The 23,895-nt window shown below is 65.0% G+C and carries 24 protein-coding genes; 10 read left to right on the forward strand and 14 right to left on the reverse strand.

What is annotated here, in order from left to right:
• Window positions 1-46 precede the first annotated feature (46 nt).
• Window positions 47-1,465 (forward strand): pilus assembly protein TadG-related protein, encoded by a 1,419-nt coding sequence (locus tag HXX15_RS13295; protein WP_296516535.1) that lies wholly within the window; start codon window positions 47-49, stop codon window positions 1,463-1,465.
• Between the two features lie 84 nt (window positions 1,466-1,549).
• On the opposite strand, the gene HXX15_RS13300 is transcribed toward HXX15_RS13295, so the two are convergent.
• The 5 genes from HXX15_RS13300 to HXX15_RS13320 all read right to left on the reverse strand — a co-directional run bounded on the left by HXX15_RS13300 (window position 1,550) and on the right by HXX15_RS13320 (window position 5,746).
• Window positions 1,550-1,687 (reverse strand): hypothetical protein, encoded by a 138-nt coding sequence (locus HXX15_RS13300; RefSeq protein WP_296516536.1) that lies wholly within the window; start codon window positions 1,685-1,687, stop codon window positions 1,550-1,552.
• Window positions 1,688-1,853: 166 nt separating this feature from the next.
• Window positions 1,854-2,018 carry a Flp family type IVb pilin gene (locus tag HXX15_RS13305; RefSeq protein ID WP_296516537.1) on the reverse strand — a complete coding sequence of 55 codons (165 nt, stop codon included), beginning with the start codon at window positions 2,016-2,018 and terminating at the stop codon, window positions 1,854-1,856.
• 299 nt (window positions 2,019-2,317) lie between these two features.
• Window positions 2,318-3,745, reverse strand: coding sequence for a TAXI family TRAP transporter solute-binding subunit (locus tag HXX15_RS13310; RefSeq protein WP_296516538.1), 1,428 nt, complete (start codon window positions 3,743-3,745; stop codon window positions 2,318-2,320).
• A 78-nt stretch (window positions 3,746-3,823) separates the two neighbouring features.
• Window positions 3,824-4,045, reverse strand: a complete 222-nt coding sequence (locus HXX15_RS13315) for a hypothetical protein (protein WP_296516539.1) — start codon at window positions 4,043-4,045, stop codon at window positions 3,824-3,826.
• 114 nt (window positions 4,046-4,159) lie between these two features.
• Window positions 4,160-5,746, reverse strand: coding sequence for an MDR family MFS transporter (locus HXX15_RS13320; protein ID WP_296516540.1), 1,587 nt, complete (start codon window positions 5,744-5,746; stop codon window positions 4,160-4,162).
• Between the two features lie 600 nt (window positions 5,747-6,346).
• Here HXX15_RS13320 and HXX15_RS13325 point away from each other — a divergent pair.
• Window positions 6,347-9,019: an EAL domain-containing protein gene (locus HXX15_RS13325; RefSeq protein ID WP_296516541.1), complete on the forward strand. Its 2,673-nt coding sequence runs from the start codon at window positions 6,347-6,349 to the stop codon at window positions 9,017-9,019.
• Between the two features lie 121 nt (window positions 9,020-9,140).
• On the opposite strand, the gene HXX15_RS13330 is transcribed toward HXX15_RS13325, so the two are convergent.
• Window positions 9,141-9,839: a hypothetical protein gene (locus tag HXX15_RS13330; protein WP_366558592.1), complete on the reverse strand. Its 699-nt coding sequence runs from the start codon at window positions 9,837-9,839 to the stop codon at window positions 9,141-9,143.
• Between the two features lie 439 nt (window positions 9,840-10,278).
• Window positions 10,279-10,791, reverse strand: a complete 513-nt coding sequence (locus HXX15_RS13335) for a YcgN family cysteine cluster protein (RefSeq protein WP_296516543.1) — start codon at window positions 10,789-10,791, stop codon at window positions 10,279-10,281.
• Window positions 10,792-11,072: 281 nt separating this feature from the next.
• Between HXX15_RS13335 and HXX15_RS13340 the strand changes: the two genes are divergently transcribed.
• From HXX15_RS13340 to HXX15_RS13350, 3 genes are read left to right on the forward strand one after another with little or no spacing between them, the layout of a single operon-like run.
• Window positions 11,073-13,340, forward strand: a complete 2,268-nt coding sequence (locus tag HXX15_RS13340) for a transglycosylase domain-containing protein (RefSeq protein ID WP_296516544.1) — start codon at window positions 11,073-11,075, stop codon at window positions 13,338-13,340.
• 31 nt (window positions 13,341-13,371) lie between these two features.
• Entirely contained in the window at window positions 13,372-13,950 is a 579-nt protein-coding gene (locus HXX15_RS13345) for a DUF1214 domain-containing protein (protein ID WP_296516545.1), read from the forward strand.
• Window positions 13,947-14,510, forward strand: coding sequence for a DUF1254 domain-containing protein (locus tag HXX15_RS13350; protein ID WP_296516546.1), 564 nt, complete (start codon window positions 13,947-13,949; stop codon window positions 14,508-14,510). Before HXX15_RS13345 ends, HXX15_RS13350 begins: the two co-directional genes overlap by 4 nt.
• A gap of 19 nt (window positions 14,511-14,529) precedes the next feature.
• Here HXX15_RS13350 and HXX15_RS13355 read toward each other — a convergent pair whose 3' ends face one another.
• A complete protein-coding gene (locus tag HXX15_RS13355) occupies window positions 14,530-15,309 on the reverse strand; it encodes a hypothetical protein (RefSeq protein ID WP_296516547.1) in 780 nt (259 codons plus the stop codon).
• Between the two features lie 16 nt (window positions 15,310-15,325).
• On the reverse strand, window positions 15,326-15,526 hold the full coding sequence (locus HXX15_RS13360; protein WP_296516548.1) for a hypothetical protein: 201 nt from the start codon (window positions 15,524-15,526) through the stop codon (window positions 15,326-15,328).
• Between the two features lie 259 nt (window positions 15,527-15,785).
• Between HXX15_RS13360 and HXX15_RS13365 the strand changes: the two genes are divergently transcribed.
• The 3 genes from HXX15_RS13365 to HXX15_RS13375 all read left to right on the forward strand — a co-directional run bounded on the left by HXX15_RS13365 (window position 15,786) and on the right by HXX15_RS13375 (window position 18,523).
• Entirely contained in the window at window positions 15,786-16,301 is a 516-nt protein-coding gene (locus tag HXX15_RS13365) for a hypothetical protein (protein ID WP_296516549.1), read from the forward strand.
• Window positions 16,302-16,379: 78 nt separating this feature from the next.
• Complete coding sequence (locus HXX15_RS13370) at window positions 16,380-17,426, forward strand: polysaccharide deacetylase family protein (RefSeq protein WP_296516550.1); 1,047 nt, start codon at window positions 16,380-16,382, stop codon at window positions 17,424-17,426.
• A gap of 119 nt (window positions 17,427-17,545) precedes the next feature.
• Window positions 17,546-18,523, forward strand: a complete 978-nt coding sequence (locus HXX15_RS13375; RefSeq protein WP_296516551.1) for a DUF2336 domain-containing protein — start codon at window positions 17,546-17,548, stop codon at window positions 18,521-18,523.
• Here the strand turns inward: HXX15_RS13375 and HXX15_RS13380 are convergent.
• Genes HXX15_RS13380 through HXX15_RS13390 form a run of 3 tightly spaced genes read right to left on the reverse strand, consistent with a single transcriptional unit; the run spans window position 18,520 to window position 21,454 of the window.
• On the reverse strand, window positions 18,520-18,864 hold the full coding sequence (locus tag HXX15_RS13380) for a DUF1491 family protein (RefSeq protein WP_296516552.1): 345 nt from the start codon (window positions 18,862-18,864) through the stop codon (window positions 18,520-18,522). The two genes, HXX15_RS13375 and HXX15_RS13380, sit on opposite strands and share 4 nt — an antisense overlap.
• Window positions 18,865-18,897: 33 nt before the next feature.
• The gene (locus HXX15_RS13385) at window positions 18,898-19,635 is read right to left on the reverse strand and encodes a peptidoglycan-binding domain-containing protein (RefSeq protein ID WP_296516553.1); all 738 of its coding nucleotides are present in this window, start codon (window positions 19,633-19,635) and stop codon (window positions 18,898-18,900) included.
• The gene (locus tag HXX15_RS13390) at window positions 19,628-21,454 is read right to left on the reverse strand and encodes an ATP-binding protein (RefSeq protein ID WP_296516554.1); all 1,827 of its coding nucleotides are present in this window, start codon (window positions 21,452-21,454) and stop codon (window positions 19,628-19,630) included. Before HXX15_RS13390 ends, HXX15_RS13385 begins: the two co-directional genes overlap by 8 nt.
• A 413-nt stretch (window positions 21,455-21,867) precedes the next feature.
• Here HXX15_RS13390 and HXX15_RS13395 point away from each other — a divergent pair, with 413 nt between their 5' ends.
• Together HXX15_RS13395 and HXX15_RS13400 are read left to right on the forward strand one after the other, a co-directional pair.
• Window positions 21,868-22,275 carry a DUF5330 domain-containing protein gene (locus HXX15_RS13395; RefSeq protein ID WP_296516944.1) on the forward strand — a complete coding sequence of 136 codons (408 nt, stop codon included), beginning with the start codon at window positions 21,868-21,870 and terminating at the stop codon, window positions 22,273-22,275.
• 117 nt (window positions 22,276-22,392) lie between these two features.
• Window positions 22,393-22,821 (forward strand): SufE family protein, encoded by a 429-nt coding sequence (locus tag HXX15_RS13400; protein WP_296516555.1) that lies wholly within the window; start codon window positions 22,393-22,395, stop codon window positions 22,819-22,821.
• A 7-nt stretch (window positions 22,822-22,828) separates the two neighbouring features.
• Here the strand turns inward: HXX15_RS13400 and HXX15_RS13405 are convergent, their stop codons facing one another.
• Both HXX15_RS13405 and HXX15_RS13410 read right to left on the reverse strand, forming a co-directional pair.
• Complete coding sequence (locus HXX15_RS13405; RefSeq protein WP_296516556.1) at window positions 22,829-23,452, reverse strand: DUF6456 domain-containing protein; 624 nt, start codon at window positions 23,450-23,452, stop codon at window positions 22,829-22,831.
• Entirely contained in the window at window positions 23,449-23,829 is a 381-nt protein-coding gene (locus HXX15_RS13410; protein ID WP_296516557.1) for a helix-turn-helix domain-containing protein, read from the reverse strand. Before HXX15_RS13410 ends, HXX15_RS13405 begins: the two co-directional genes overlap by 4 nt.
• Window positions 23,830-23,895 lie beyond the last annotated feature (66 nt).

The raw sequence follows: 23,895 nt of genomic DNA on the forward strand, positions 1-23,895 counted from the left end.
ACATCAGATCGGTGACCAAGCCAGCATGCCCTCGATGATCCGACTGATGCGAGTTGCCGCCGATTTCCGCCGCAACAAGCGCGGCAACGTCGCCGTGATCTTTGCCATCGCGCTGCTTCCGCTTCTGACTGCGATCGGCTGCGCGGTCGACTATTCCACCGCAACAAGGGTGCGTGCCAAGCTGCAGGCCGCGGCGGACGCCGCCAGCGTGGCGGCGCTGGCGGCGAAATCCCCGGGATTCCTTGCGGCCACCGCGATGACCGGCAACGGCTCGGTTGCCGCCGGCGTTACCGACGCGCTGAACGTGTTCAACGGCAACATGAGCGGCGAAACCGGCTACACCAACCTGACGTCCTCGGCGACGGTGACCAAGACCGGCTCCGATCTGGCGGCCAAGGTGGTGTTCAGCGCCCAGGTGCCGGTGACCTTCCTCAAGGTGATCGGCTTCCAAACCCTGACGGTCGGCGGCAGTTCGAGCTCGGCCTCGTCGCTGCCGCTGTATCTCGACTTCTATCTGATGCTCGATGTCTCCGGCTCGATGGGACTGCCCTCGACCAACGCCGAGCAGACCCGGCTGGCCGCGATCAACCCGGACAACTTCACGCTGTATCCCAATGGCTGCACCTTCGCCTGCCACTTCACAAGGCAGGGCGCCTGCGACGACTCCACGCAGAAATACAGCACCAACAATTACTGCACCGGCTATGCGCTGTCGCGCACCGCCGGGCATTCCAACAATACGCCGGTGACGGCCTGTTCGACCGATGGCACCAGCGCCTGCATCCAGCTGCGCGCCGACGCGGTCGGCTACGCCGTGCAGCAATTGCTGCTGACCGCCAACAGCACCGCGAAGGTGGCCAACCAGTTCCGGATCGGGCTGTACCCGTTCATCCAGAATCTCTACGCGTATTTCCCGCTGACCAGCAGCATTTCCGGCTCGTCCACCAACTCCTCGACAATCAACTACGCCGCGGCCAATCTGGCGACGTTGCTCGACACCGGCGCCAATTCGACGCTCGGCTCCGGCGGCACCCATTTCGAGAACGCATTCCCGACCATGAACGGCCTGATCACCAGCGTCGGCACCGGCGGCAGCTGGAACAACACCCTGCCGTACGTCTTCCTGGTCACCGACGGCGCGCAGAACAACCAGACCCAGTGGAACGGCGACTGGTCCGGCAACAACAACGCCACCGTGATCGACACCTCGCCGTGCACGACGATCAAGAACCGCGGCGTCATCATCGCGGTGCTGTATATTCCCTATCAGCCGATCCAGAACCCGACCAGCTTCGCCAACAACGAGGACTTTGCCGTCAACGCGATCATCCCAAACATCCCGCCGACGCTGAAGGCCTGCGCGTCACCGAACTTCTTCTTCACCGCCAACACGCCGGCCGACATCACCGCCGCGCTGAACGCGATGTTCAACCAGGCGCTGGTGACCGCGCATATCACCAAATAACCGCGCTCGCCCCGACCGGACGCCGTCATTGCGCCGCCGGTCCGTTACGGGATCACAGTCAGTTCGGTGATTGAACAGATCGCCCTAGTCGACCAGCAGCACGAAAAATCCCACCACCGGCGTCAGCAACAGTCCGACCGCGGTCAGCGCCAGCGACGCCAGGATGTCGTGAACGGTCAGCGTATCCGGCTTGATCGCCGGTTCGACTTGAGTCAGCTCCATTGTGCCCCCGCACGGTGATTGATCTATCGGGGGCAAGTAGTAGCGCTCGGATTCTAAGATCCCGGTCGCGAATTCGCTCGCATTTGAACACAGTCGTTACCGTGGATTAACCGAGCGGCGGCGGTTCGGCTGCAGGGCGTCGATCGCGCATGGCAAGGCGCCGCGCTTACTTGATCGAAGAATTGACGGCGGCGTATTTGCCGTTGACGGCTGTGCCGATATTGGTCACCGCGCCGACGATGACGATGCTGAGGCCGACCGCGATCAGCGCGTATTCGATCGAGGTCGCGCCGGAATCATCGGCGAAAAATCTGGAAACCAGGCGTCGCACCGCACACTCCTGTTGATGGCTCGCGGTTTCTTCCGCTTCGAAGCTGCCGCAAAGCTAAAGCCGAATGGTTGACGGATGGTTGACCGGCGCGCATGACAATCCGCTAAACCGCTCAGCGCGATCGCCGCGGGGCTGGTCCGACGCGACCCGGCGATGGCGCGCGCCGCCAGGCAAGCGGCCACGACGCTGCTCGAAGCCGACGGCATCCGGTCGCCGGCGTAGCCTGCTTCGAACGAGTAAGCGGTTGTCCGGGCGCGAGGCCGCACCCACGACCCGCGGGCGCTTGTGATGTCACCCGATCAGCGGCCGGGAAGATCGATCAAGGTCGCCGACGTCCGCGCCTGCGGCGCGTCTGCGTCGGCTTCTGTGTCCATGTTGCCGAGCGTCGCCTTTCGGTCGGCGATCGCCTGCTGAAACTGCTCGAGCACCAGGCTGAAGGCCGAGAGATCCTCGATCGCGCCGTCGTCGTAATATTCCAGCGTCTCGCGCAGAATGCCGTCGACCTCCAGCTGCATCCGGTCGAGTTGGTCCACCGAGGCGGCCTGGCGCGCCTGCGACACCAGCGCCAGCGCCTGATCCCGCATCTGCGTGCTCTTGCTGGTCTCGTCGCGCTTCAGATAGCTGCGAAACCAGGCGCCGACCGAGCCGACGCCGGACAGCAGCAGCACCGCGCCCCAGATGTAGTCGCTGTACCGCTCCAGGAAGGTGCGTTCGGTGCCGTCGATGAAGGCCGCGGCGCCGCGATGCGCCGGCAATGCGGCGTCCTTGTCGGTGTCCGGCGCCTGGACCTTGGTGATTCCGGGCGCTTCGTGCGCCAGCGACTGCCGCGCCGCGAACAATTGCCGGGTGAAATCGGCCACCGTGACCTCGGACAGCGACTTCTGCGCCACGATCAGATGATTGACGCTGACGGTCTCGACCTTGTCTTCCGGCCTCGCCGGCGCCGCGCTGAACGTGCTGCCGGGAATTTCCTCGGACTCATAGAGCGGATGCTTCTTGGCAATCAATTCCGAGACGTCGATCGGAAGGAATTTCAGTTCGCCCCGGCTGCGCACCGTCGCGGCGATCGCCTCGGTGGTGATCTTGCTGTCCAGCGGACCGATCGCCAGGAACGCATCGAGGCTCGGATCGCGCGCCATGTCGGCGATCTGGTCGGTGCCGAACTGCACGATGGTGACCTTGTCCGGCGCAACCCCCGACTCGGTCAGAACGACGTTGAGCAGGGTGACATTGGCCTTGGTGCGGCCGATCACGCCGATGCGATGGCCGGCGAGCCCGTCGATGGACTTCACCGCGGCGCCAGACTTCTTGGCGCCCTTCGGCAACGACGCGGGCGCCCACAGCACCGCGACGTTCTTGCGCAGGATTGCGACCGATTGCGCGGCGGCGGGCATCTCCAGATCGCCGCGGCCGACCGCGAGGTCGGTCTTGTCCGCGGCCAGCAGCGCGATGCTCTCGGTCGCGCCGGCGGTCTGGATCGGCGCCAGCCGGACCGAGCTGCGCTCGCGCGCGAAGCCCTGCGCCAGCGCCTGGATCAGCCGTTGATCGTCGCTGCCTGGCGGCCCGACCGCGATCCGCAGCGTCACCGGCTGCAGTGCATACCAGACCGCTCCGGCGGTCGCAGCGAGCGCCAGGACCACGCCCAGCAGCACCACCAGCGTCAGCAAGGCACGCTGCCCACGGCGCGGTTTTCTGGCCGTTTTGGCCGAGCCCTCGGATATTGCCATCTGCCTCGACCCGCGCCCGTTTTGGCTGTTGGTGGCCAGCCTACTCAATTTCCGCGTGGCAGTATTAGCACGTTGTGGTTACGGCTTGAAGAAAGCCGGATCGTTCAGCGCCTTGATCAGGGTATCGACGATGTCGGCGGCGCCGTGGTCGTCGCGGGCTTCCAGCAGCTCCCACATCTTGCGCAGATTGGCGCGCATCGGCGCCTTCAGCGACGGATCGCGCTCGATCAGGGTGCGGGCGATGCAGAATGCGACCGCTTCGGTTCCCATTTTGGTTTGCTCAACGGTGGGCTTACTCATGGACTTTCCTGTCTTTGGGGGGCGGTCGACGCCAACTCGGGCCCTGGATGCCGCCCTTTAGATCAAGTCGCCGCACATTGATAGCGCGGGGATGCCGGGCGACGGCAGACCGCCCTACTCCGCCAGCTCCGCCGGCAGCTTGGGTCCGGCCAGAGGCCGTTCTTCCATCGTCACCACGCATATCGCCGCCGCCGCCAGCATCGCGGCGGCGGCCGCGAACACGTAGCGAAACGCCGCGATCAGGTCGGCGGCCGGGATCGCGGCGACCTGCGCACCGGTCTGGCGATGTTCGCCGGCGAGCGGGACATTGCCGCCGAGCGCCGTCAGCAGGATCGCGGTGAATGCCGCCACCGTGAACGAGGCCAGCAGCGCCCGAAAGAAATTCATCGCGCCGGTGGCGGTGCCGACCTGTGCCCGCGCCACCGCGTTCTGCACCGACACGGTGGAGACCGGAAACGCGGTGCCGAGCCCGAGCGAGAACAGCGACAATAGTACGAGCAGCAACCACAGCGGCATCGGCGCCACCGCCGCCAGCGCGCAGGCCATCAGCGCGGCAAAGCCGGTGCCGAGAATCGCGACGCGCTTGTAGTGAATCATGTGGGTCATGGCGCGGCCGGCAATGGCGGCGCCGCCGACCGAGACCGCGGCGATCGGGATCAGCGCCAGCCCGGATTCGCTGGCGCTGAGATGATACACCACCTCGTAGTACAGCGGCATGTGCACGGTGAGCGCGATCATCGCCCCCATCGCAAAACCGCCGGCCGCCATCGCCCAGGGCACCACCGATCCCGCCATCAGTTGCAGCGGCAGGAACGGCTCGGGCGTCCGCAGTGCGTGCCAGATGAAGCTCAGCGCCAGCAGCAATGCGGCGCCGGTCAGCGCCACGATGGTCGGCGATGCCCACGCAAAGCGGTTGCCGCCCCAGGTCAGCACCAGCATCACCGCCAGCGCCGAGGCCATCAGCAGCACGCCGCCCGACCAGTCGACCTTGCGGCGGCGATGAAACACCGGAATCTTCGCCATCTTCGGCAGCAGCAGCGCCAGCGCGCCGATCCCGAGCGGCAGGTTGATCCAGAAGATCATCGACCAGTGCAGATGTTCGGCGAACACGCCGCCGAGGATCGGTCCGCCGATTCCGGCGGCGACCCAGACGCCGGAAAAATAGGCCTGGTACTGGCCGCGCTCGCGCGGGCTCACCACGTCGGAGATCACGGTCTGCACGATCGGCAGAATGCCGCCGCCGCCGAGTCCTTGCAGGCCGCGCGCGACGATCAGCACCATCATGTTCGGCGCCACCGCGCACAGCAACGAACCGGCGATGAACAGGCTCATCGCGGTGACGATGGTGGCGCGGCGGCCATAGATGTCGCTGAGCGTGCCGAACACCGGCGCCACCGCGGTCGAGGCCAACAGATACGCGGTGATCACCCAGGACAGGTTGGAGACGTCGTTGAACTGCCGGCCGATCGTCGGCAGCGCGGTGGCGACGATGGTCTGGTCCAGCGCCGACAGAAACATCGCCAGGAGCAGGCTGATCAGGATGCCGCGAACTTCGGCCTTGGTCAGCGGCGAGGACGGCGCCAGCGGCGGTGCCTCGCCGATGTCGATCACCTCGGTGGCGATCCGCGTCAATTCGGCGGCGGCCTCGTCGGACAAAACGGTTTCGTCGGGCTCGCGGCCGTGGCGTTCGGACATGCTCATGCGGCGGGGAAAATCGCTCTTGTTGAAAGACGACGCGAAACCGGAATGGCTGCACCGCGTCGGGGTCGCGAGGACATTAGCCTGCGAATGATTTGCAAGACAGCCGCCACAGCGCATGGGAGGGTCCCGCGGAGCTCAGGATTGGGCAGCTCGCAGCCGGCGCGGCACTTGCGATGGCGATATCGGTCCGCAATCTTTCCAGCGCAGCTCCGGTCAGGCCCGGAAAACGTCCCGACAAGAAAACGGCCCGGTCGCTTCAGCGGCCCGGGCCAAGTCAAGGGAGGAAACGCCCCAAGCAGGGCAGCCGCGACGCGGGCGTCGCGGCTTCACCCTCTCTCTCCGATTCGTCGTCACACCGCTATTGCGTGAGACTCCGAGGCGTATTGGTACGGGAGCGAGAAGCCTCCCCGGACGTATCGGCCCGCCGCAACAGGCAGGCGCCATCCGTTCGCAAAGCGAGGCCGGCAGTTCAGCAATTTATTGGATTCTTAACGGAATCGCCCTACAATTCTACCACCTCGATCATAAGACTCGCCGGCTTTTCGTTTTTCGTCGCCAGCCAATCGTGCTCGTTCTTGTCCGGGTTCGCGGGTTGCAAGCATGAGTGCTGGTCAATCGATGCATCCCGATCTTCAAAATCCTGAAGAGGCACCGGAATTCCTTCTGGCCGCGCTCGATCAGGCGATCGATGCGATCGTCATCATCGACTGCAATAACAACATCACCCATTTCAATGCCGCCGCGGAGCTGATGTGGGGATATCCCCGCGACGAGATCCTTGGCCGCAATGTCAACTGTCTCGTGCCAGCGCAGATTCAGGCGCATCACAATGGATACATCGAGGCGAACCGCACGACCGGCGTCAATCGCATCGTCGGGACCAGCCGTGAAGTAAAGATCACCCGCAAGGACGGCAGCGAGATCTGGGGAGCGCTGTCGATGTCGCGCGTCGCGCTCGGCAACGAAATCACCTACATGGGGTTCGTTCGCGACGTCACCGCCGAGGTGAGGAGCCGAGAAGCGCTGGCGCTGCACTCATTGGTCTCGTCCAAGACCACGCGCATGGTGCTCGTGACCGACCATGATCGGCGGATCGCTTATGCCAATGACGCGTTCTTCCGGATGTTCGGATACTCTGCATCGGAGACGATCGGAGCATTGCCGAGTGAACTGCTCGCCGGCAAATACACCGACCAGGCGACGCTCGAGCGGCTGCGCCGCCAGATCGAGCTTGGCAATGATGTGGAAGACGAGATCCTGGCCTATACCAAGACCGGCAATGCGGTCTGGATATCGGCCGCGATCAGCGCGGTGACGGACGACAAGGGCAAGCTCAAGAACATTGTGATGCTGCTCACCGATATCACCGAGAGCCGGCAGCTGCATTCGCTGCAGCGCGACGTGCTCGAGGCACTCGCCCTCGAAATGCCGATCCGCGACGTCTTCGACCTGCTGTGTCGCAGGGTGGAGATCATCGCGCCCGACGTGGTGTCGTCGGTGCTGCAGATCACTGCGGCCGGCTTGATACGTCCTCTCGCCGGCCCGAATCTTCCCGCCGGCTATGGCGAGGCGCTCGACGGCGTTGCGATCGGTCCCGAGGTGGGCTCCTGCGGGGCGGCCGCCGCCCTCGGCGTCCCCGTCCTGGCGCGGGACATCGCAACCGATCCGCGGTGGCTGCCCTATAATGAGATGCCTCTCGCAGGCGGCCTGCGGGCCTGCTGGTCGTCGCCGATCAAGGCGAAGGACGGCCGCGTGATCGGGACTTTCGCGTTCTATTTCAGGGAATCGCGCGCGCCCGGCCGCTGGCATCAGAAAATCGTCGACGCCTGCGTTCATCTCGGCGCACTGGCCATCGAGCGCGAGGAATCCCGCAACCAGATCGCGCGGCTCGCCTACCACGACATGCTGACCGGATTGCCCAACCGCGCGCGCCTGCTCGAACTAACCGAGCAGGCGATCAGGGATTGCCCGGCCGACCAGCACATCGCCTTGATGTTCATCGACCTGGATCATTTCAAGGATGTCAACGACACACTCGGACACTCGGTCGGCGACGAATTGCTGGTCGGCGTCACCCAACGCCTGATGGGCCAGACCCGGTCGGGGGATTTCCTCAGCCGTTTGGGCGGCGACGAATTCATCCTGATGCTGTCGGACTGCGATGCCGAGGGCGCCGCGACGATCGCCCGCCGCATCACCGACGTGCTGGCGGTCCCGATGCGTCTTGGCGGCCACACGGTACAGGTCTCGGCCAGCATGGGGATCAGCGTCTATCCGGACAATGCGACGGATATCAACTCACTGATGAAATTTGCCGACGCCGCGATGTACAAGGCCAAGCAGGCCGGCCGATCCACCCACCGCGTGTTCAGCGTCGATATGAACGTGATGGCCGAGCAACGGTTGGCCTACGTCACGGCGCTGCGCAACGCCGTCGCGCAAGGCCATTTGAAGCTGCACTACCAGCCCCAGATCAGCACCGACGGAGGCGCTCTGTACGGCGTCGAGGCGCTGGCACGCTGGCATGATCCGGTGCTCGGTGAAGTCTCGCCGTCGAAGTTCATTCCGCTCGCCGAAGAATGCGGGCTGATCGAACAGATCGGCGTCTGGTCGATGCGTGAGGCGTGCCGGCAGATCGCGCTGTGGCGTAATGCGGGGGTGGACGTGCCCTGCGTGTCGGTGAATCTGTCGCCGCTGAATTTCCACAACGCGAAGCTCGCGACGGTGGTGGCCGACGTGCTCCGGGACAGCGGCCTGCCGCCCGAAGCGCTGATGCTCGAGATCACCGAAGGCGTGATCCTGGACGAGAATTCGGCCGCGATCCAGACCATGGATGCGATCCGCAAGCTCGGCGTCGGCCTGTCGCTGGATGATTTCGGCACCGGTTATTCGAGCCTCAGCCGGCTGGCACATTTGCCAATCGGCGAGCTCAAGATTGACCGCAGCCTCATGAACAGAATCGAGGTTGACGACAGCGCTCAGGCTATCATCACTGCCGTGGTCCGTGTCGGCCAGAGCCTGAAGATGATCGTGGTGGCCGAAGGTGTCGAAACCGAAGACCAGCGCCGGTTACTGATGCAACTCGGGTGCGACGTCGTCCAGGGATTCCTCTATGCCCCGGCCATGGCGCCAGCGGATTTCGAGCGATGGCTGGTCGCGCATTGCGCCAGACAAGCGTGCACCCTGCTGAGGGAAGTCGGACGGGCCTTATCAGCGGCCCCTCCGCCGGAAACGACGCCGGCGCGCGTCACCGCCGGCAAGCCGGGCCAGTAGCGCGCTCAAGGCCTGACGCGGCGGTTCCGCGCCCCGGAACTATGGCGACTGGGTTTCAGCAGGCAAATCGCAAGCCTATGAGAAGGTCCGCCAGCGGCTCAGCGAAGGTGCTCCGCGTCGGCTATTGCGCGAGATTCAAGATGCCACCGGCGACATCGTGCCAAGCTTGCGAACTGCTGATTGGCAGACTGAGCAGCTTGACCAGCAGCAGCGCCGTTCCGCCGATCAGGTAGACCGCGTGCGGACGGCCTCGACTGCGCCAGTCGTAGATCATCGCCACGACGACCAGCAGATACGCAACGATCGCCGGCGGAATGGCGACCGCAACCGGGGGCGGGCCGACTGCGCCAGGCGGTGCCAGAAAGGTCATGAACCAGCGCGCGATCGCGGCATCCAGGATCGAGATCGCCGCCAGCATCATCAGCCGCTTGTGAATCTCCGGGCGGCGCACATTGGCCACGGCGAGCGTAAACGCCACGGCGAAGAAGGCGATGCCGCTCAGCGGCACGATGGCGAAGGCGATTCCTTCGCTCCGCATCCCGATCGCAGCGGCCGCCTTCATCGCGTTGATCGCAACCAGCGTGCCGAAGATCGTCATCGCCGTCGCAAACGACACGCCGATCATGCCGACCGCACGATGCCTGGCGATCCGCCCCGATGACGCCAGCCAGGTTTGAAACACCAGGAACAGCGACCACGCGAAGAACAGCGCTCCATGCAGGTGAACTACCGGATTCACGTTCAGGGTCTTCGTTGCCATCGGTAGCCAGTAGGTCGGAGCGAAGCCGATGAAGGCGACCGCGGCGCAGCACAGCGACATATAGAAATAGAAACCGGATTCGCCCGTGCGCACCGAGATCCGCGGGCCCCCGGACACGAGGGTGGTCATGCGTTCACTCCATGCCCGCGCCATGAGGCGGCATCCGCAACCAGCCGGCAGCGCTTGCACCGCATTGTCGGCGGACGATCGATCTCATCGAAGTGCATTTTCAAGCTGCTATCCATCGCGTCCCCACATCACCAACCATCCTGTCAGCGCGAAATCATCATTCGGCATTGTTCCGCGATGACTCGTAGGTCTCGTCAGACCCCGGAAAGGTTCTGGACAGATAACCGAGACGTGATCGTCAATGATCTGCGGTCCGGATCATCGGACCTCGGGGACGGAGGAGCCGGTCCGGAGATGAGTATCCCTATTTCCCCGGCTGCACCTCGGGAAACTTCCAGTTGGCGCCGGACAATCGCCCGATCGCCGCCGGTTACGCCGGCCGTTTCTTCAGCTTGGCACGCTTGGGCAGCAGCGCCGGCCACGATACGATGTGGTCTTCCAGCTCATGGTCCGGAATATCGTTCTCGCTGCCCTGCACCCGGCCGCGCACCGACACGCCGGCTTCGTGCACGGTTTTGGGATTGCCGGAGATCAGCGGGTGCCACCAATACAGATCGCGCCCCTCGGCCACCAGCTTGTAGCCACAGCTCGGCGGCAGCCAGTTCAGGGTGCGGACATTGGCCGGCGTCAGCCGCACGCAGTCCGGAACCTTCTTGGAGCGATTCGGATAATCCTTGCAGGCGCAGAGTCCGGCATCGAGCAGTCGGCACGACACATGGGTGAAATAGATCCGGCCGCTGTCCTCGTCCTCGAGCTTCTCCAGGCAGCAGCGCGCGCAGCCGTCGCACAGGCTCTCCCATTCGGACTTGGACATCTGCTCCAATGTTTTGGTTTTCCAGAAGAATTCGTCCTGATCCGAGGGGCGTTTGGGGCTTGCTGTCATGCTGTCGAGGCCGTCCGGATCGCGGGAGGAAGCCCTTCTAGGGGCAGGAATGCCGACGGCGCAAGCGGTTAGCAGCAGCGGCGGCGCCAGGGGCCGTGCCGACGTTCACTGTGGTCATCAAAATCCCTTTCCGACCATTGGTTTATCGGTCGCGCTCGGCTAGAAGGTGACAGATTCCCCACGGGGGCGATCGGCGCCTTGGGTTTGCCGCAACACTGCCGCAAGACGTTCCATCGGCGCCGCTTCGGTTCCCGAACGCTGCAAATTGATCAAGGGCCCCGGTGCGCAAGCTCGTGCCAAGCGAATGGACGACGAAAATCCGGCACTGGCTGCTGGATCTCGACGCGCGTATCGATTCCACGCTGTTCTCTTCCGCGGTCGGCGTGCGCGAACTGTACGAGCGCTTCTCCACCTTCATGGATCGGTTCTATGTCGGCCGCTGGAAACGCTGGGTCTTCATCGAGCCGTTGTCGGAAGCCGCCACCATCGGTCTGTGCGGGTTGATCCTGATGCTGGCGCTCGCGGTGCCGGCGTTTCGCGAAACCGCCGACGACGACTGGCTGAAGAAGTCCGACCTCGCGGTGACGTTCCTCGATCGCTACGGCAACCCGATCGGCAACCGCGGCATCAAGCACAATGATTCGATTCCGCTGGAGGAATTTCCCGACAGCCTGATCAAGGCAACGCTCGCCACCGAGGACCGCCGCTTCTACGATCATTTCGGCATCGATTTCGCCGGCACCGCGCGCGCGCTGGTCACCAACGCGCAGGCCGGCGGCGTGCGCCAGGGCGGCTCCTCGATCACCCAGCAATTGGCGAAGAACCTGTTTCTGTCCAACGAGCGCACCATCGAGCGCAAGGTCAACGAGGCCTTCCTCGCTGTGTGGCTCGAGACCCGACTGACCAAGAACGAGATCCTGAAGCTGTATCTCGATCGCGCCTATATGGGCGGTGGCACCTTCGGCGTCGACGGCGCGGCGCATTTCTACTTCAACAAGTCGGTGCGCGATGTGAACTTGTCCGAGGCCGCGATGCTGGCCGGGCTGTTCAAGGCGCCGACCAAATACGCGCCGCACATCAACCTGCCCGCGGCGCGCGCCCGCGCCAACCAGGTGCTCGACAATCTGGTCGAAGCCGGCTTCATGACCGAGGGCCAGGTGTTCGGCGCGCGGCGCAATCCCGCCAACGCGGTCGACCGTCGCGACGAAAATTCGCCGAACTACTATCTCGACTGGGCGTTCGACGAGATGCGCAAGCTGGTCGATACGTTTCCGAAATCCTATGTCGAGCGGGTGTTCGTGGTACGCACCGCGATCGACATGAACGTGCAGCGCGCCGCCGAATCCGCGATCGAAAACCAGCTGCGCCAGTTCGGCCGCGACTATCACGCGACCCAAGCCGCGACCGTGGTGTCGGATCTTGACGGCGGCGTGCGCGCCATGGTTGGCGGACGCGACTACGGCGCCAGCCAGTTCAACCGCGCGGTCGACGCCTATCGGCAGCCCGGCTCGTCGTTCAAACCCTATGTCTACACCACCGCGCTGCTCAACGGCTTCAAGCCGACATCGATCATCGTCGACGGCCCGGTCTGCATCGGCAACTGGTGCCCGCAGAACTACGGCCACTCCTATTCCGGCAACGTGACGCTGACCCAGGCGATCACCCGCTCGATCAACGTCGTGCCGGTGAAGATCTCGATTGCCCTCGGCAAGGGCAGCCCCAATCCCGCCAAAGCCGGCCGCGCCAAGATCGTCGAAGTCGCGCGTCGCTTCGGCATCAAGGCGCCGCTGCCGGATACGCCGTCGCTGCCGATCGGCGCCGACGAAGTCACCGTGCTCGAACATGCCGTGGCCTACGTCACCTTCCCGAACAAGGGCAAGTCGGTGACGCCGCATGCGGTGCTGGAAGTCCGCACCGGCGCCGGCGACCTGGTGTGGCGGTTCGACCGCGACGGCAAGAAGCCACTACAGGCGATCCCGGCATCGGTCGCCGCCGACATGGCCGGCATGATGAGCCACGTCGTCTCCGAAGGCACCGCGCGCCGCGCCGCGCTCGACGGCATTCCGACCGCCGGCAAGACCGGCACCACGAATGCGTACCGCGACGCCTGGTTCGTCGGCTACACCGGTAACTTCACCTGCGCGGTGTGGTACGGCAACGACGACTACTCGCCGACTAACCGCATGACTGGCGGCTCGCTGCCGGCGCAAACCTGGCACGACATCATGGTCGCCGCGCATCAAGGCGTCGAGATCAAGGAAATTCCGGGCATCGGCGCCGGAACCAAGCTGCCGGCGGAGGCCGCCGCCGGCCGACAGGCGGCCAATGCCCCCGACACCAAGCCAGGCCCGCCGCCAATCCTCACCAAGCGCGGCGCCGACATCCTGGTGCGCGTGGAGAAACTGTTCGACGAGGCGAGCAAGGCGCTGGAGAAGATTCCCGCGACCGAACCAGTCAAGCCGGTGTCGTCCAATCCGGTCGCTTTCCCGGACAGTTTTGCTGCCGCCACTCCCGGCAATCCGGCCGCAGCTTCGCCGCGCAAGAATTGAGTCTTGTGGTGAGCATGAGAACGGTTCGAACGTGCGCCTGATCTTCTTCACTCTGTTGGCGCTGATGATCGCCGCCGGCATCGGTGTCGGCGCGACCTGGATGACGGCGACGCGCGGAACCGATCTCGGCACCCTGAAGATCGGCGCCTGGACCGCGCGACCGCAAAACGGCACCGCCGACATCGACCCCTATGCGCGCGCTTCGATCGCCCGCAGCGGTGAATTGCCGGTCGGTACCGGCGACGGCGTGGCGTTCACCGCGACGATGGACGACAACAACCGTCCGCTCGATGGCAGATGCGATGTCGTCGTCAGCGGCGTGACGCCCGCGGCGCGGTTCTGGACGCTGACGCTGTACGATCCTAAGGGCTACCTGGTGGCCAATTCGCTGCAGCGCTATGGTTTCACCAGTCAGGAAATCGTTCGGGGCTCTGACGGCGCGTTTGAACTGCGGGTGGCGGCGCGGTCGCGATCCGGCAACTGGCTGCCGACCGGCGGAATCGACCGCTACATCCTGACGCTTCGACTCTACGATACGCCGGTCGGGGTCGCGACGCGCAGCCAGCGCGAAGCGCCGATGCCGTCGATCACTACGGTGGGCTGCCCATGATCCGGCTGCTATTCGCCATCGTCGCTGGAATCGTGCTGGGCGGAGTCGTGCATCTCGTCAGCGTGCTGGCGCTGCCGCGGATCGCGACCCAGGATGCCTATTCGCGGCTGACGCCGCTGACCAAGCTCAATGCGGTGACGGCATTGCCGCAGGTCGACCCTAGCAACGCGCCGATGCCGTTCCTCGATCCGGCTTTCGCCATCGCAATCTGCCGCTACGACCTGTCGGGCGGTCCGATCAAGCTCTCCGTGCCGGTGAGCCAGGCCTATACTTCGGTGTCGTTCTATACCCGCAGCGAAATCGCCTACTACGCCATCAACGATCGCTCGGCGGGCCGCAAGGTGATCGAGCTCGACCTGATGACCGCCGCCCAGCACGGCGAATTGCCGGAAGACGAAGACGTCACGGCGGCGGACCGACTGATCATCGATTCCCCCAGCACCACCGGCCTGATCGTGTTGAAGGCGCTGGCGTCGGAGCCCGGACTGATGCCGCAGGCCCGCGCCGCGATCGCTGCTTCGAGCTGCCAGGTCCAGACCGAACCACCGGCGAAGCGCTGATCGCCGCGAGCGACGCGGCCTAGCCGCGAGCACTGACCGCGTGGCCGCGCCCGGACTGCACGGCGATGGTGGCACTGTTGGCGCGCGCTTCGAGCTCGGCGATCAGCCGGTCGGCGTCGGCCGCGATATTGTCCGGCGCCTGAATCACCATCCGCTGCAACGCCCAGCGATACGAGGCGACCCGCCGTTGCAGGCACTGCTCGACCCACTGCACGATCAGCGCATTCTCCTGCATACGCGCGACCGCGTCGTCGCGTTCGCGTGGTGACAGTTCGGAAACGAATTTCAGGCTGGCGTTGCGCTTGTTGTCGAGTTCGATCACCCGCGCCGCGTTGGCGTAGAATGGATCGAATCGGGTGAGATCGCTGCGCACGTCGTCCATCAGCACGGCGTAACGCGAGCTATGCGAACGGTGCGGTTCGTCGATCAGCAGCTTTCCGTAAGCGGCGCGATCGAACGCCGGCGCCTGCCGCCACGGTGCGGCGATCGACTGGTAGTCGCCGAACACGGTCTTCCAGGCCGGCCGCGAGTGCGGCGGCTCGATCAGCGGATAGGCGAGATCGCGCAGGCTTCGTTCGGCTTCGGTGAGCTGAAATTGCGACGCGCGCATGCCGATACTGCCGGTCGCCTCGGCGCCGATCCATCGATGCATGTCGTCATTGACGAAGTCCTGGCGGGTGCGGCCGAAATCGCCGCCGCTGCAACCGCCAAGGATCGCCGTCAGAAGCAGCGTCGTCGCCGGCAATAGGAAAGGCCCGCGATCGGCTTTGATCGAGACCGAATGATTGGTCGCGGGCATTGCATCGGATCCGATATCAGGAACGGGCCCGGCGGCGGCGGCCGCGGCGCGGCGCGTCTCCCTGTTCCGGGCCGCCGTCGCCGTTGGATTCGGCATGACGTTCGATCCGGACCACGGGGAGTATCACGATTGTCCCCCCGCCCTCGCGCGGCGCGACCATGGTTGACCCCGGGCGTCGCGAAGCCGCATCCGCCGGAAATTCAATGATGGTGCCCATGTCGATTCTCTCCGCGCCGTTGGCCACGATCCGGCCGGCGCAGCTTCATTAAGTACAGGCATGGTTAATGGCCTGTTAATGGCGCGCATCTGGTTCCGCCTGCTACGCGGTTCAAATCCGGCATAGTCATGGGCTTTTCGCGGCGCGGACAGTAACCTGGCGAAAACTGATGAAGACTCGACCAGGACTTGACGAAGCCTTGTGCTTGCGGGGAACTTTGGCCGGCGTTAGGGTTTTGGTTACCATGTTGGAGTTCCCCATGGACCACACACAAGTCAGATCGATCGGGCGAATCAGCGGGCAGCCGATCGCCGTCGCGACCGCGGCGCTGATCGTCATCGTCCTCGGCATCGGCGGCATTGTTGCCTGGCGCAGCGCCACCGGCACCGTACCCGAGCAGGAGCGAGTCACCCAAGGCCGGATGATGCAGGCCCGCGTCGCGCAGGTTTCCGAGCAGATCGTCGAGAAGACCAAGGACCTGGAAGCGTCGCAACTGCAGTCAATCGACCAGTTACAGGTGGTTCAGGATCAGCTGCAGGGCATCCGGCAGCTTCTCGCCGAGCAGCGACTGGAATCGAAGCGCTTGTCCGAGCAGGTCGGTGGCCTCACCGAGAGCCTCGATCATCTGCGGCAATCCTTCGCCAGCGTTCAGCCTTCCGAAGCCGCCCCATCGGCCACGGTGCGCAGCAAGCCAGCCAGGCACAGCCGCGTTCACGGCAGGACGAAGCCGCGGCTCGACAGCGCGGCGCGCAAACGCGGCAAATCGCACAGTTAGGTTACCCACGCGAACCTGGACTTAACCAATTCCGTCGAACGTCGCTTCAATTGCGATGGTCGTGTTCAGGAGTTGGTAATGCGTAGAGGTGTGGTTCTGGCTGCGGGCTGCAGCGTGCTGGCGGTCCTGATCGGGTTGGGAGCCGGTCGCTCCTATTTCAACAGCAGGCCCGGTGCGAGCGAGGCGTCCCGTGCCACCGCCGCGCCCGAGTTGACGACCGGAACGATCGCGGCCCGATGGCCGGGAGTGCCGGAGGCCAGCGCCGCCGCCGCGCCTGCGCCGAGCATTCAGCCGGTCGCCGCAACGCCGGCGCCGATCCGGCCCGCCCCGCCCGCCTGCGCCAATCCCGATGCGCTCGGCATCTCCCGCACGGTGGAGATCGACAGCAAAGGCGGCCCCGGCCTCGGCATGTCGCAATACAGGGACTATGACTTCCTGCAGCCGGGCGAAGTCGCCCTCACCTTCGACGACGGTCCGTGGCCGGTCAATACGCCGGCCGTGCTCGCCGCGCTTGCCCAGCAATGCGTCAAGGCAGTGTTCTTTCCGATCGGCAAGCACGCCTCGTGGCACCCGCAGATCCTGAAGCAGGTGGTGGCCCAAGGCCACACTATCGGCTCGCACACCTGGTCGCATCTCAATCTCGCGATCAAGCCGCTGGCCGAGGCCAAAGCCGAAATCGAAAAGGGCGTCAGCGGAGTCGTGATGGCGGCCGGCCGGCCTACCGCCCCGTTCTTCCGCTTCCCGCAGCTGCGGCAGACCCCGGAACTCAAAGCCTATTTGGCAGAACGCAACATCGCGACGTTTTCGATCGATATCGACTCCGAGGATTTCCGAATACACAAGCCCGATCAGTTGATCGCCTCGACCATGGCGAAGCTGAAAAAGGCCGGCAAGGGCATCATCCTGATGCACGACTTCCAGCACTCCACGGCGCTGGCGCTGCCGGAGCTGCTGTTGCAGCTCAAGGCCGGCGGCTACAAGGTGGTGTTCATCACCGCCAAGGACAATGTCACCACGCTGCCGGAATATGATTCCGCGATCGTCGCCGCGACCCAGCCGGTTCGCAGCAGCGACGCCCGGCCGATCGCCAGCGTGGTCCGCACCGTCAGCGGCGGCGCCAACTAATTCCCGCCACGATGCCCGCGGCGCGCGCCGCGGGCATTAACCAAACGTTTGCCTTAACGGCCTGTTAAATCGACCGCGATAGATTCCAAGCGACAATTCCTCAGTCGCGTATCGCCGATATGACCGCACCGCCAATGTTTCCCGGTTTCGACGGCTTGATGACGCTCTCGCGTCGCGAGGGCGTCGATATTCGTCCGACGCTGCTGCGGGTGCTGACCGATCTCTATGTCCAGAGCAACGTCCACAGCATCGACGAAGAGCAGCAATTCGTCGAACTGACGTCGCGACTGATCGATCAGGTCGACGATGCGACGCGCGCGGCAGTCCGCGCCAGGCTTTCGATCTATCCGAACACCCCGACCGCGATCGCGCAAAGATTGTCGCTGCGAACCGCGGCGCCGGGTCAGCGCGTCCCGCAGGCCGAACGGATCGAGCCGGCTGAACCGTCCGTGCCCACGGCGCGACCGCCGACTGAAGCCCAATTGCGATCGTCGAACCTGTCGATGCAGCCCGACGACGCATCGCAGATCAACGAGATGTTCTTCGCCGCCAACGCCAGCGAGCGCGCGCTGATCCTGCACAACCTCGCCGACACGCCGCTGAAGCCGGCGGCGCGGATCTATCAGCCGCGCGCCGAACGCGCGATCGAGACGCTGCAGATGGCCGCCTTCGCAGCCGACGGCGAGAATTTCATCCGCGAATTGGGCGACGCGCTGATCCTGCCGGCGAAGGTCGCCGAGCGGGTGGTGAACGATCCCGGCGGCGAGCCGCTGGCCTGCGCCGCGATGGCGCTGGGCATGTCGGGCGAGCTGTTCGAGCGCGTGCTGATGTTCCTCGATCCCGCGCTCGGCGGGTCGGTCAACCGGGTCTATCGGCTGTCGCGGCTGTACGACAATCTGAGCGAGCGCTCCGCGCTGATCATGGTGGCGGCATGGCGCGGCGCCACGGTGGCGACGACGCGGGCCAAATATCGCGCCGCGCTATATGACGACGAACGCCAGCGCGCGCGCGCGGCGCAGCCGCAGAGCCGCCCGGCGGTGCAGCCGGGAGCCAGCGTGCTGCCACGCACCGGCACCGACCGGGATTCCGGAAGCTAGTGCTTCGCCAGATCGAGAAAGTGCCGGCCGGCCTTGTCCTCGATCTCGACAATCCAGACATCCGGATCGAACCGGATCTCCTTGGCGAGCCGCTCCTCGATTGCCTGCTCGGCGACCGGCGTCGCGGATGACGGCGTGAACACCCGTTCGAACGGACGACTGTCGTCATAGGCGGTTTGCGGCGCCGGCATGTACAGCATGGCAGTGCCGTCGAGCAGCGCGAGTTTGACGAACACCGCGCCCGCCTCTTCGGCGCCGCGCCGGCGCACCGCGCCGAAAATGCCCTCGGTCTGGCAACGGCGCAGATAGGCCGCCACCCAAATGCTGCTTTTCAATCTCATGGGATCGACGTTAGGCCAGCCACGGGACCCGCGCTAGTCGATCGGACGGCCGGTCATCGCGATGAGTTCGCGCACCAGCCGGTCGGACATCTGCCCGGTCACCGGAATCTTGCGCGCGCGTTCGAACCGCTGAATTGCCGCCTGGGTATCGGAGCCGACCGTCCCGGTCGGTTTCAGCTGGCCGTAGCCGTATTCGGTCAGCGCGCGTTGAACCGAAGCCACCCGGCGCGACGATACGATCATCTCGCCGAGCGAATCGCGCGCCGCCGACGGGATTGGCGCCGGCGGGCGCGGGACATGGTTCGCCGCTGCTGCAGGCGCAACCGGGGGAGCCAGGGGAACCGGCGCAGCCGGAGGAGCCGTTGTTCGGACCAGATTGGCGAGCGGATCGCTCTTCCGCGGCTCCGCCGGGTGGATCTCGACGCTGCGGAGGTCGGCGGCTTTCGGCTCGGCGACCCGCATCTCGAGCCGCTCAGGCCGCGCCAGCGCATCGATCGGACGCGGTCGCGGCAACGGGCTGGCCGTCTCCGGCGCGGACGACAACGATACGGTGGTCCCGAACATCGGCGACGGATGACGACCGGCCTGCATGAACATCGCGTTGGAGACGATGGCAATCACGGCAGCCGATGCGAACATCGCTGCGGCCAGATCCTTCGGGCTGTGCAGCAGCAGCCGCAGCACTAGGCCGCGTTCGTCGCCATCCGCGATCGCAAGCGCGCCGCGGCGGCGCGATCCGTCGCTGTCGTTCTTACTCTTGATCTTACGCACTCTTCTTCACCTGATAATCTTGAGACTGGCCCGCTGGTGGCGACGGCGGATTGAGCGTCGCGATATTGTTCGGCCCCTGCTGCGGCGATGCCAGCGGCAATGTCACGGTCACGGTGGTTCCCTGGTCGATCCGACTTTGCACGTTGATCTCACCGCCATGCAAGCCAACCAGGCTCTTCACGATCGACAGGCCGAGCCCGGTGCCTTCGTGGCGGCGCTGATAGGTCTTGCCGGCCTGGAAGAACGGATCGCCGAGCCGCTTCAGATCGTCCTCGGAAATGCCGACGCCGGTGTCGCTAACGCGCAGCGTCAGCCGCTGGCCGTCGACCGCGGCCGATACCGTGACGGTGCCGCCGCGCTCGCTGAACTTGATCGCGTTGGATACCAGATTCAGCACGATCTGCCGGAACGCGCGCGGATCGCCGTGGATCTGCGGCAGGTCTTCCGGCGCACGGGTTACCAGGTCGATGTCGTTGTCGCGCGCTTTCAGCGCCAGCAGATTGCAGCAGTTCAGCAGCGCCGGGCGCGGCGCAAACGGCTCGGGCGTGATCTCGAAATTGCCGGACTCCATCTTCGACATGTCGAGAATGCCGTTCACCACACTCAACAGATGCTGACCGGAATCGTTGATCAGCTGCGCGTACTCCTTGCGGCGCGCGGCGCCAATCATGAGCGCGTCTTCCTGTACGATCATTTCGGAAAAACCGATGATAGCGTTCAGCGGAGTGCGCAATTCGTGGCTCATCGTGGCGAGGAAACGGCTCTTGGCGGCGTCGGCGCGCCCGGCCTCGGCACGCGCAAGCTCCAGCGCCTGTTCCTGATTCTTGCGGTCGGTGACGTCGCGCATCACCGCCACCACTTCGGTCTCGTCCGCGGCGGTTTTTCCGTTCGCCGTTTCCAGCGGCCGGCAACGCATTTCCAGCCAGATGAAATCGACCGCCGCGCTGCGGCCGCGCTCGTCACGCGGCAGATCGCGCCGCACCCGGAATTCCACGCTGCGGGCTTCGCCACGCCCAGCGTCCGACAGCGCCGTCAGAAACGCCGGCCGGTCGGCCACGTGGACGCGGTCGAATAGGCCATGCCCGCTCAGCCGCGATGCAGTGGTGCCGAGCAGCGTTTCCACCGCGGGCGAAATGAACTGCACCGCGCCGTTGCGGCTATGCCGGGAAATCACGTCGCTCATGTTGCGCGCCAACAGCCGATAGCGGTCTTCCTCGTCATAGAGCAGCGCGACGCTGATACGGGCCAACGATTCCGCGCCGAAAGCAAGCCCCGCCGCGTACAACGTGGCCGAGGTGACACCGAACGCCATCAGCACGACGTTAGAGCCGGCGTTCGCCATCGACGGCGGCAGCATGTCGAAATGACCGATCGCGATCAGCGCGATCGCGCAACTCAGCGCCAGCGCCGAGGCGAACGCCACGACACGGCGCGATGCCGACAGCGCGGCCTCCAGCGGCACCACCACCAGCCAGACCGCCGCGAAGGATTCGATGCCGCCGGTGGTGATCGTCACCACCATGATCAGGCCCGCCAGCGCCAGCGACGACAGCACATGCGCGCTTTCATAGCGACCGGTCCGCGACAGGAAATACGACAGCAGGATCGGCGCGATCAGCCAGGCGAAGGCGGCAACCTCGAGCGCGGCGGGCGCGCCGCGCACCGCGAGATAGATCGGGAACGCGGCGAAGGCCGCAAGGCTTCCGAGCAGCCGCGGCGCGATGAAGGCGCGATGCCGCGCGCTGGCCAGCGCATCGTACCGCGCCGACGGATGCAGCAACGCATCAAGACAATCGCTGATGATATTCGACACGGCCACTTCTTCTGCGCTCGCTCGTCAGATCTGACGGGACGGAACGCCCCCTTATTGTTGAGCCACCGTGTCAGAGCCGAATTAAGCGAACGCTAAGGCGGGCGCGGGCTCTGGCGAACGGCGCGTGTTCCCGCCATTTTGGCGCTCCGCGGCGCCCGTATTCGATGCTGATGGTGAACGTATCGTTTCGAAAAACCGTCACCGTATGGTTTCGAATTGGTGGATGCGCCAATTGTTCGTTTCCAATTGCGCAAACAGCATCAATCGAAAATTTACGGCGAATCGCATCGATCGGATTTTCCGCATATTTTGTGCGAATTGAAAGGACCCCGCACACCCCGCGTTTATCGACGGCTGCTAAAACCCGACCGGATTGCGTGATCAATCGCAACGGGATGAAGGACGGACGGGGTCGCGAGATGTTCTTTCTGCTTCGCATGGTGTTTTGGCTCGGGCTGGTGCTGGTCTTGCTACCGCGCGACAAGACGCCGGATTCCGAAAAACTTCCGCAACTCGGCGCGTCTGAGGCGGTGTCCGCCGCAACCGCGGCGGTGTCCGACATGAGCCAGTTCTGTAAACGCCAGCCCGCGGCCTGTGAGGTCGGCGGCCAGGCCGCCACCGTGATTGGTCATCGCGCCCAGGAAGGCGCGCGCAAATTGTACCAGATCATCACCGACAAGCGCTCGAGCGATCACACCGGCTCGATCGGCGGCGTCGACAATGTCGATGAATCGCTGATGGGCATCGCGCCGCGCGACACGCTGCTGCCGGACGATTTGCAGGCGCAATGGCGCTTGCCGGAGCCGGATCCCAAGGCAGTCAACTAGCGCGGCGGGTTTCGCGCCAATCGCCCAATTTCTTCGCTTTCGAGCGGGCGCGATCCCATATATCTGTCTGAACTGGTTCCGCCCTGCGGGAACACCTCGGAACAGATACGGGTCACGATGACGATTGACGAGATCAGGGACAATTTCGCGCTGCTGGAGGACTGGGACGATCGCTACCGCTATGTGATCGAACTCGGACGTACGCTCGATCCGATGCCGGAGGGCGAGCATTCCGCCGCCAACAAGGTGCAGGGCTGCGCGAGCCAGGTTTGGCTGTCGCGCCAGTTGACGCGGAACGACAAGGGCGAGCCGGTGCTGAGCTATCTCGGCGATAGCGACGCGCATATCGTGCGCGGCCTGATCGCGATCCTGCTGACGCTGTGCTCGGGCCGCACGCCGACCGAAATCCTCGCCACCGAACCCGCCGCGGTGTTCGACGAACTCGGATTCCGCGAACATCTGACGCCGCAGCGCTCCAATGGATTGCGCTCGATGGTCGAGCGGATTCGCAACGACGCCCGCGAAACACTCGCCGCCTCGACCTGATGGTCGACTAACCGTCGGTCGAGCAGGCGTCGCCGGCCAGCCAAGTGCGAATTCGCGCGCTGCCTTCGCCGCCGTGTTGGTCGATACCGTAGTGTCGCGCCAGCCGGTCGAGCGCCAGTTGCAGCACGATCTTGCCCGACCGCGCCGGCCAGCCGCGTTCGCGCTCGACATCTTCAAGACCGCGCAGGAAGCAGCAGACGTCCATCAGGATTCCGGAAAATTCCGGACCGCAGGCTTCGAGCGCCAGCTGCACGCGCTGGCGCGAGGCCACGACCCAATCGGTCATCTCACCGGCGCCGGCACCACTGCCGGCGCGCCCGATCGGTGCGCCCCAGTTCGATGTCACGCGCGGCGACAGATTGCCGCGGGTGAAATCGGCGCGCAGTCGTTCGCCGGCGACGAACTGGTTCGGACTGATCAGGCTGCGCCCGTCACGACCCTTGCGACGCGCAAGCCACGCCAGCGGACTTTCGCTATCGTTGACGGTGACCCTGGCGACGCCGTCCGCGGTCATGATCTCACGCGTGGCGAGATCGAGATGCTGCGCGCGAAAGCCATCGATGTCTTCGGTCGGGCCGGCCTTCGCACCGCGCGGTGCGGCTGCTTCGGCACCGCGATCCCGGCGCTTCATCGCTCGGCCTCCCGCGAACCTGTCACATCGGCGCGGCACACCCGTTCCAGCGTGGCCAGCCGGCAATCGAGCCAGATATCGTCGCGACCATCCTCGACGACCCGGCAGGCATGGGCAACGGTGGTGCGGTCGCGCCCGAAGCAGCGGCCAATCATCTCGAAGCTCAGCGCGAAGCCGACATGCGCGAGATACATCGCGACCTGCCGGGCGAACGCCACCCGCGGCGAGCCCCTGGTGGCGGCGGTCAAGGCGACCGCGTCGAGATTGAAATCGGCCGCGACGCAGCTGGCCACGAATTGGCAGATCACCTCCGGCGAGGCCGGCAGACTGGGAGGCGGTTCGGAACGCGGATCGGTGAAGCGAGCGGGCTGGAACATGGGGACGCCTTTCTAGGAATATTTTCACATATCCTAGTCGGCATTCCAACCCCGGGGATAAGCATC

This window comes from Rhodopseudomonas sp., assembly GCF_013377015.1.
In the GTDB taxonomy this organism is placed as follows: Bacteria; Pseudomonadota; Alphaproteobacteria; order Rhizobiales; family Xanthobacteraceae; genus JARJEH01.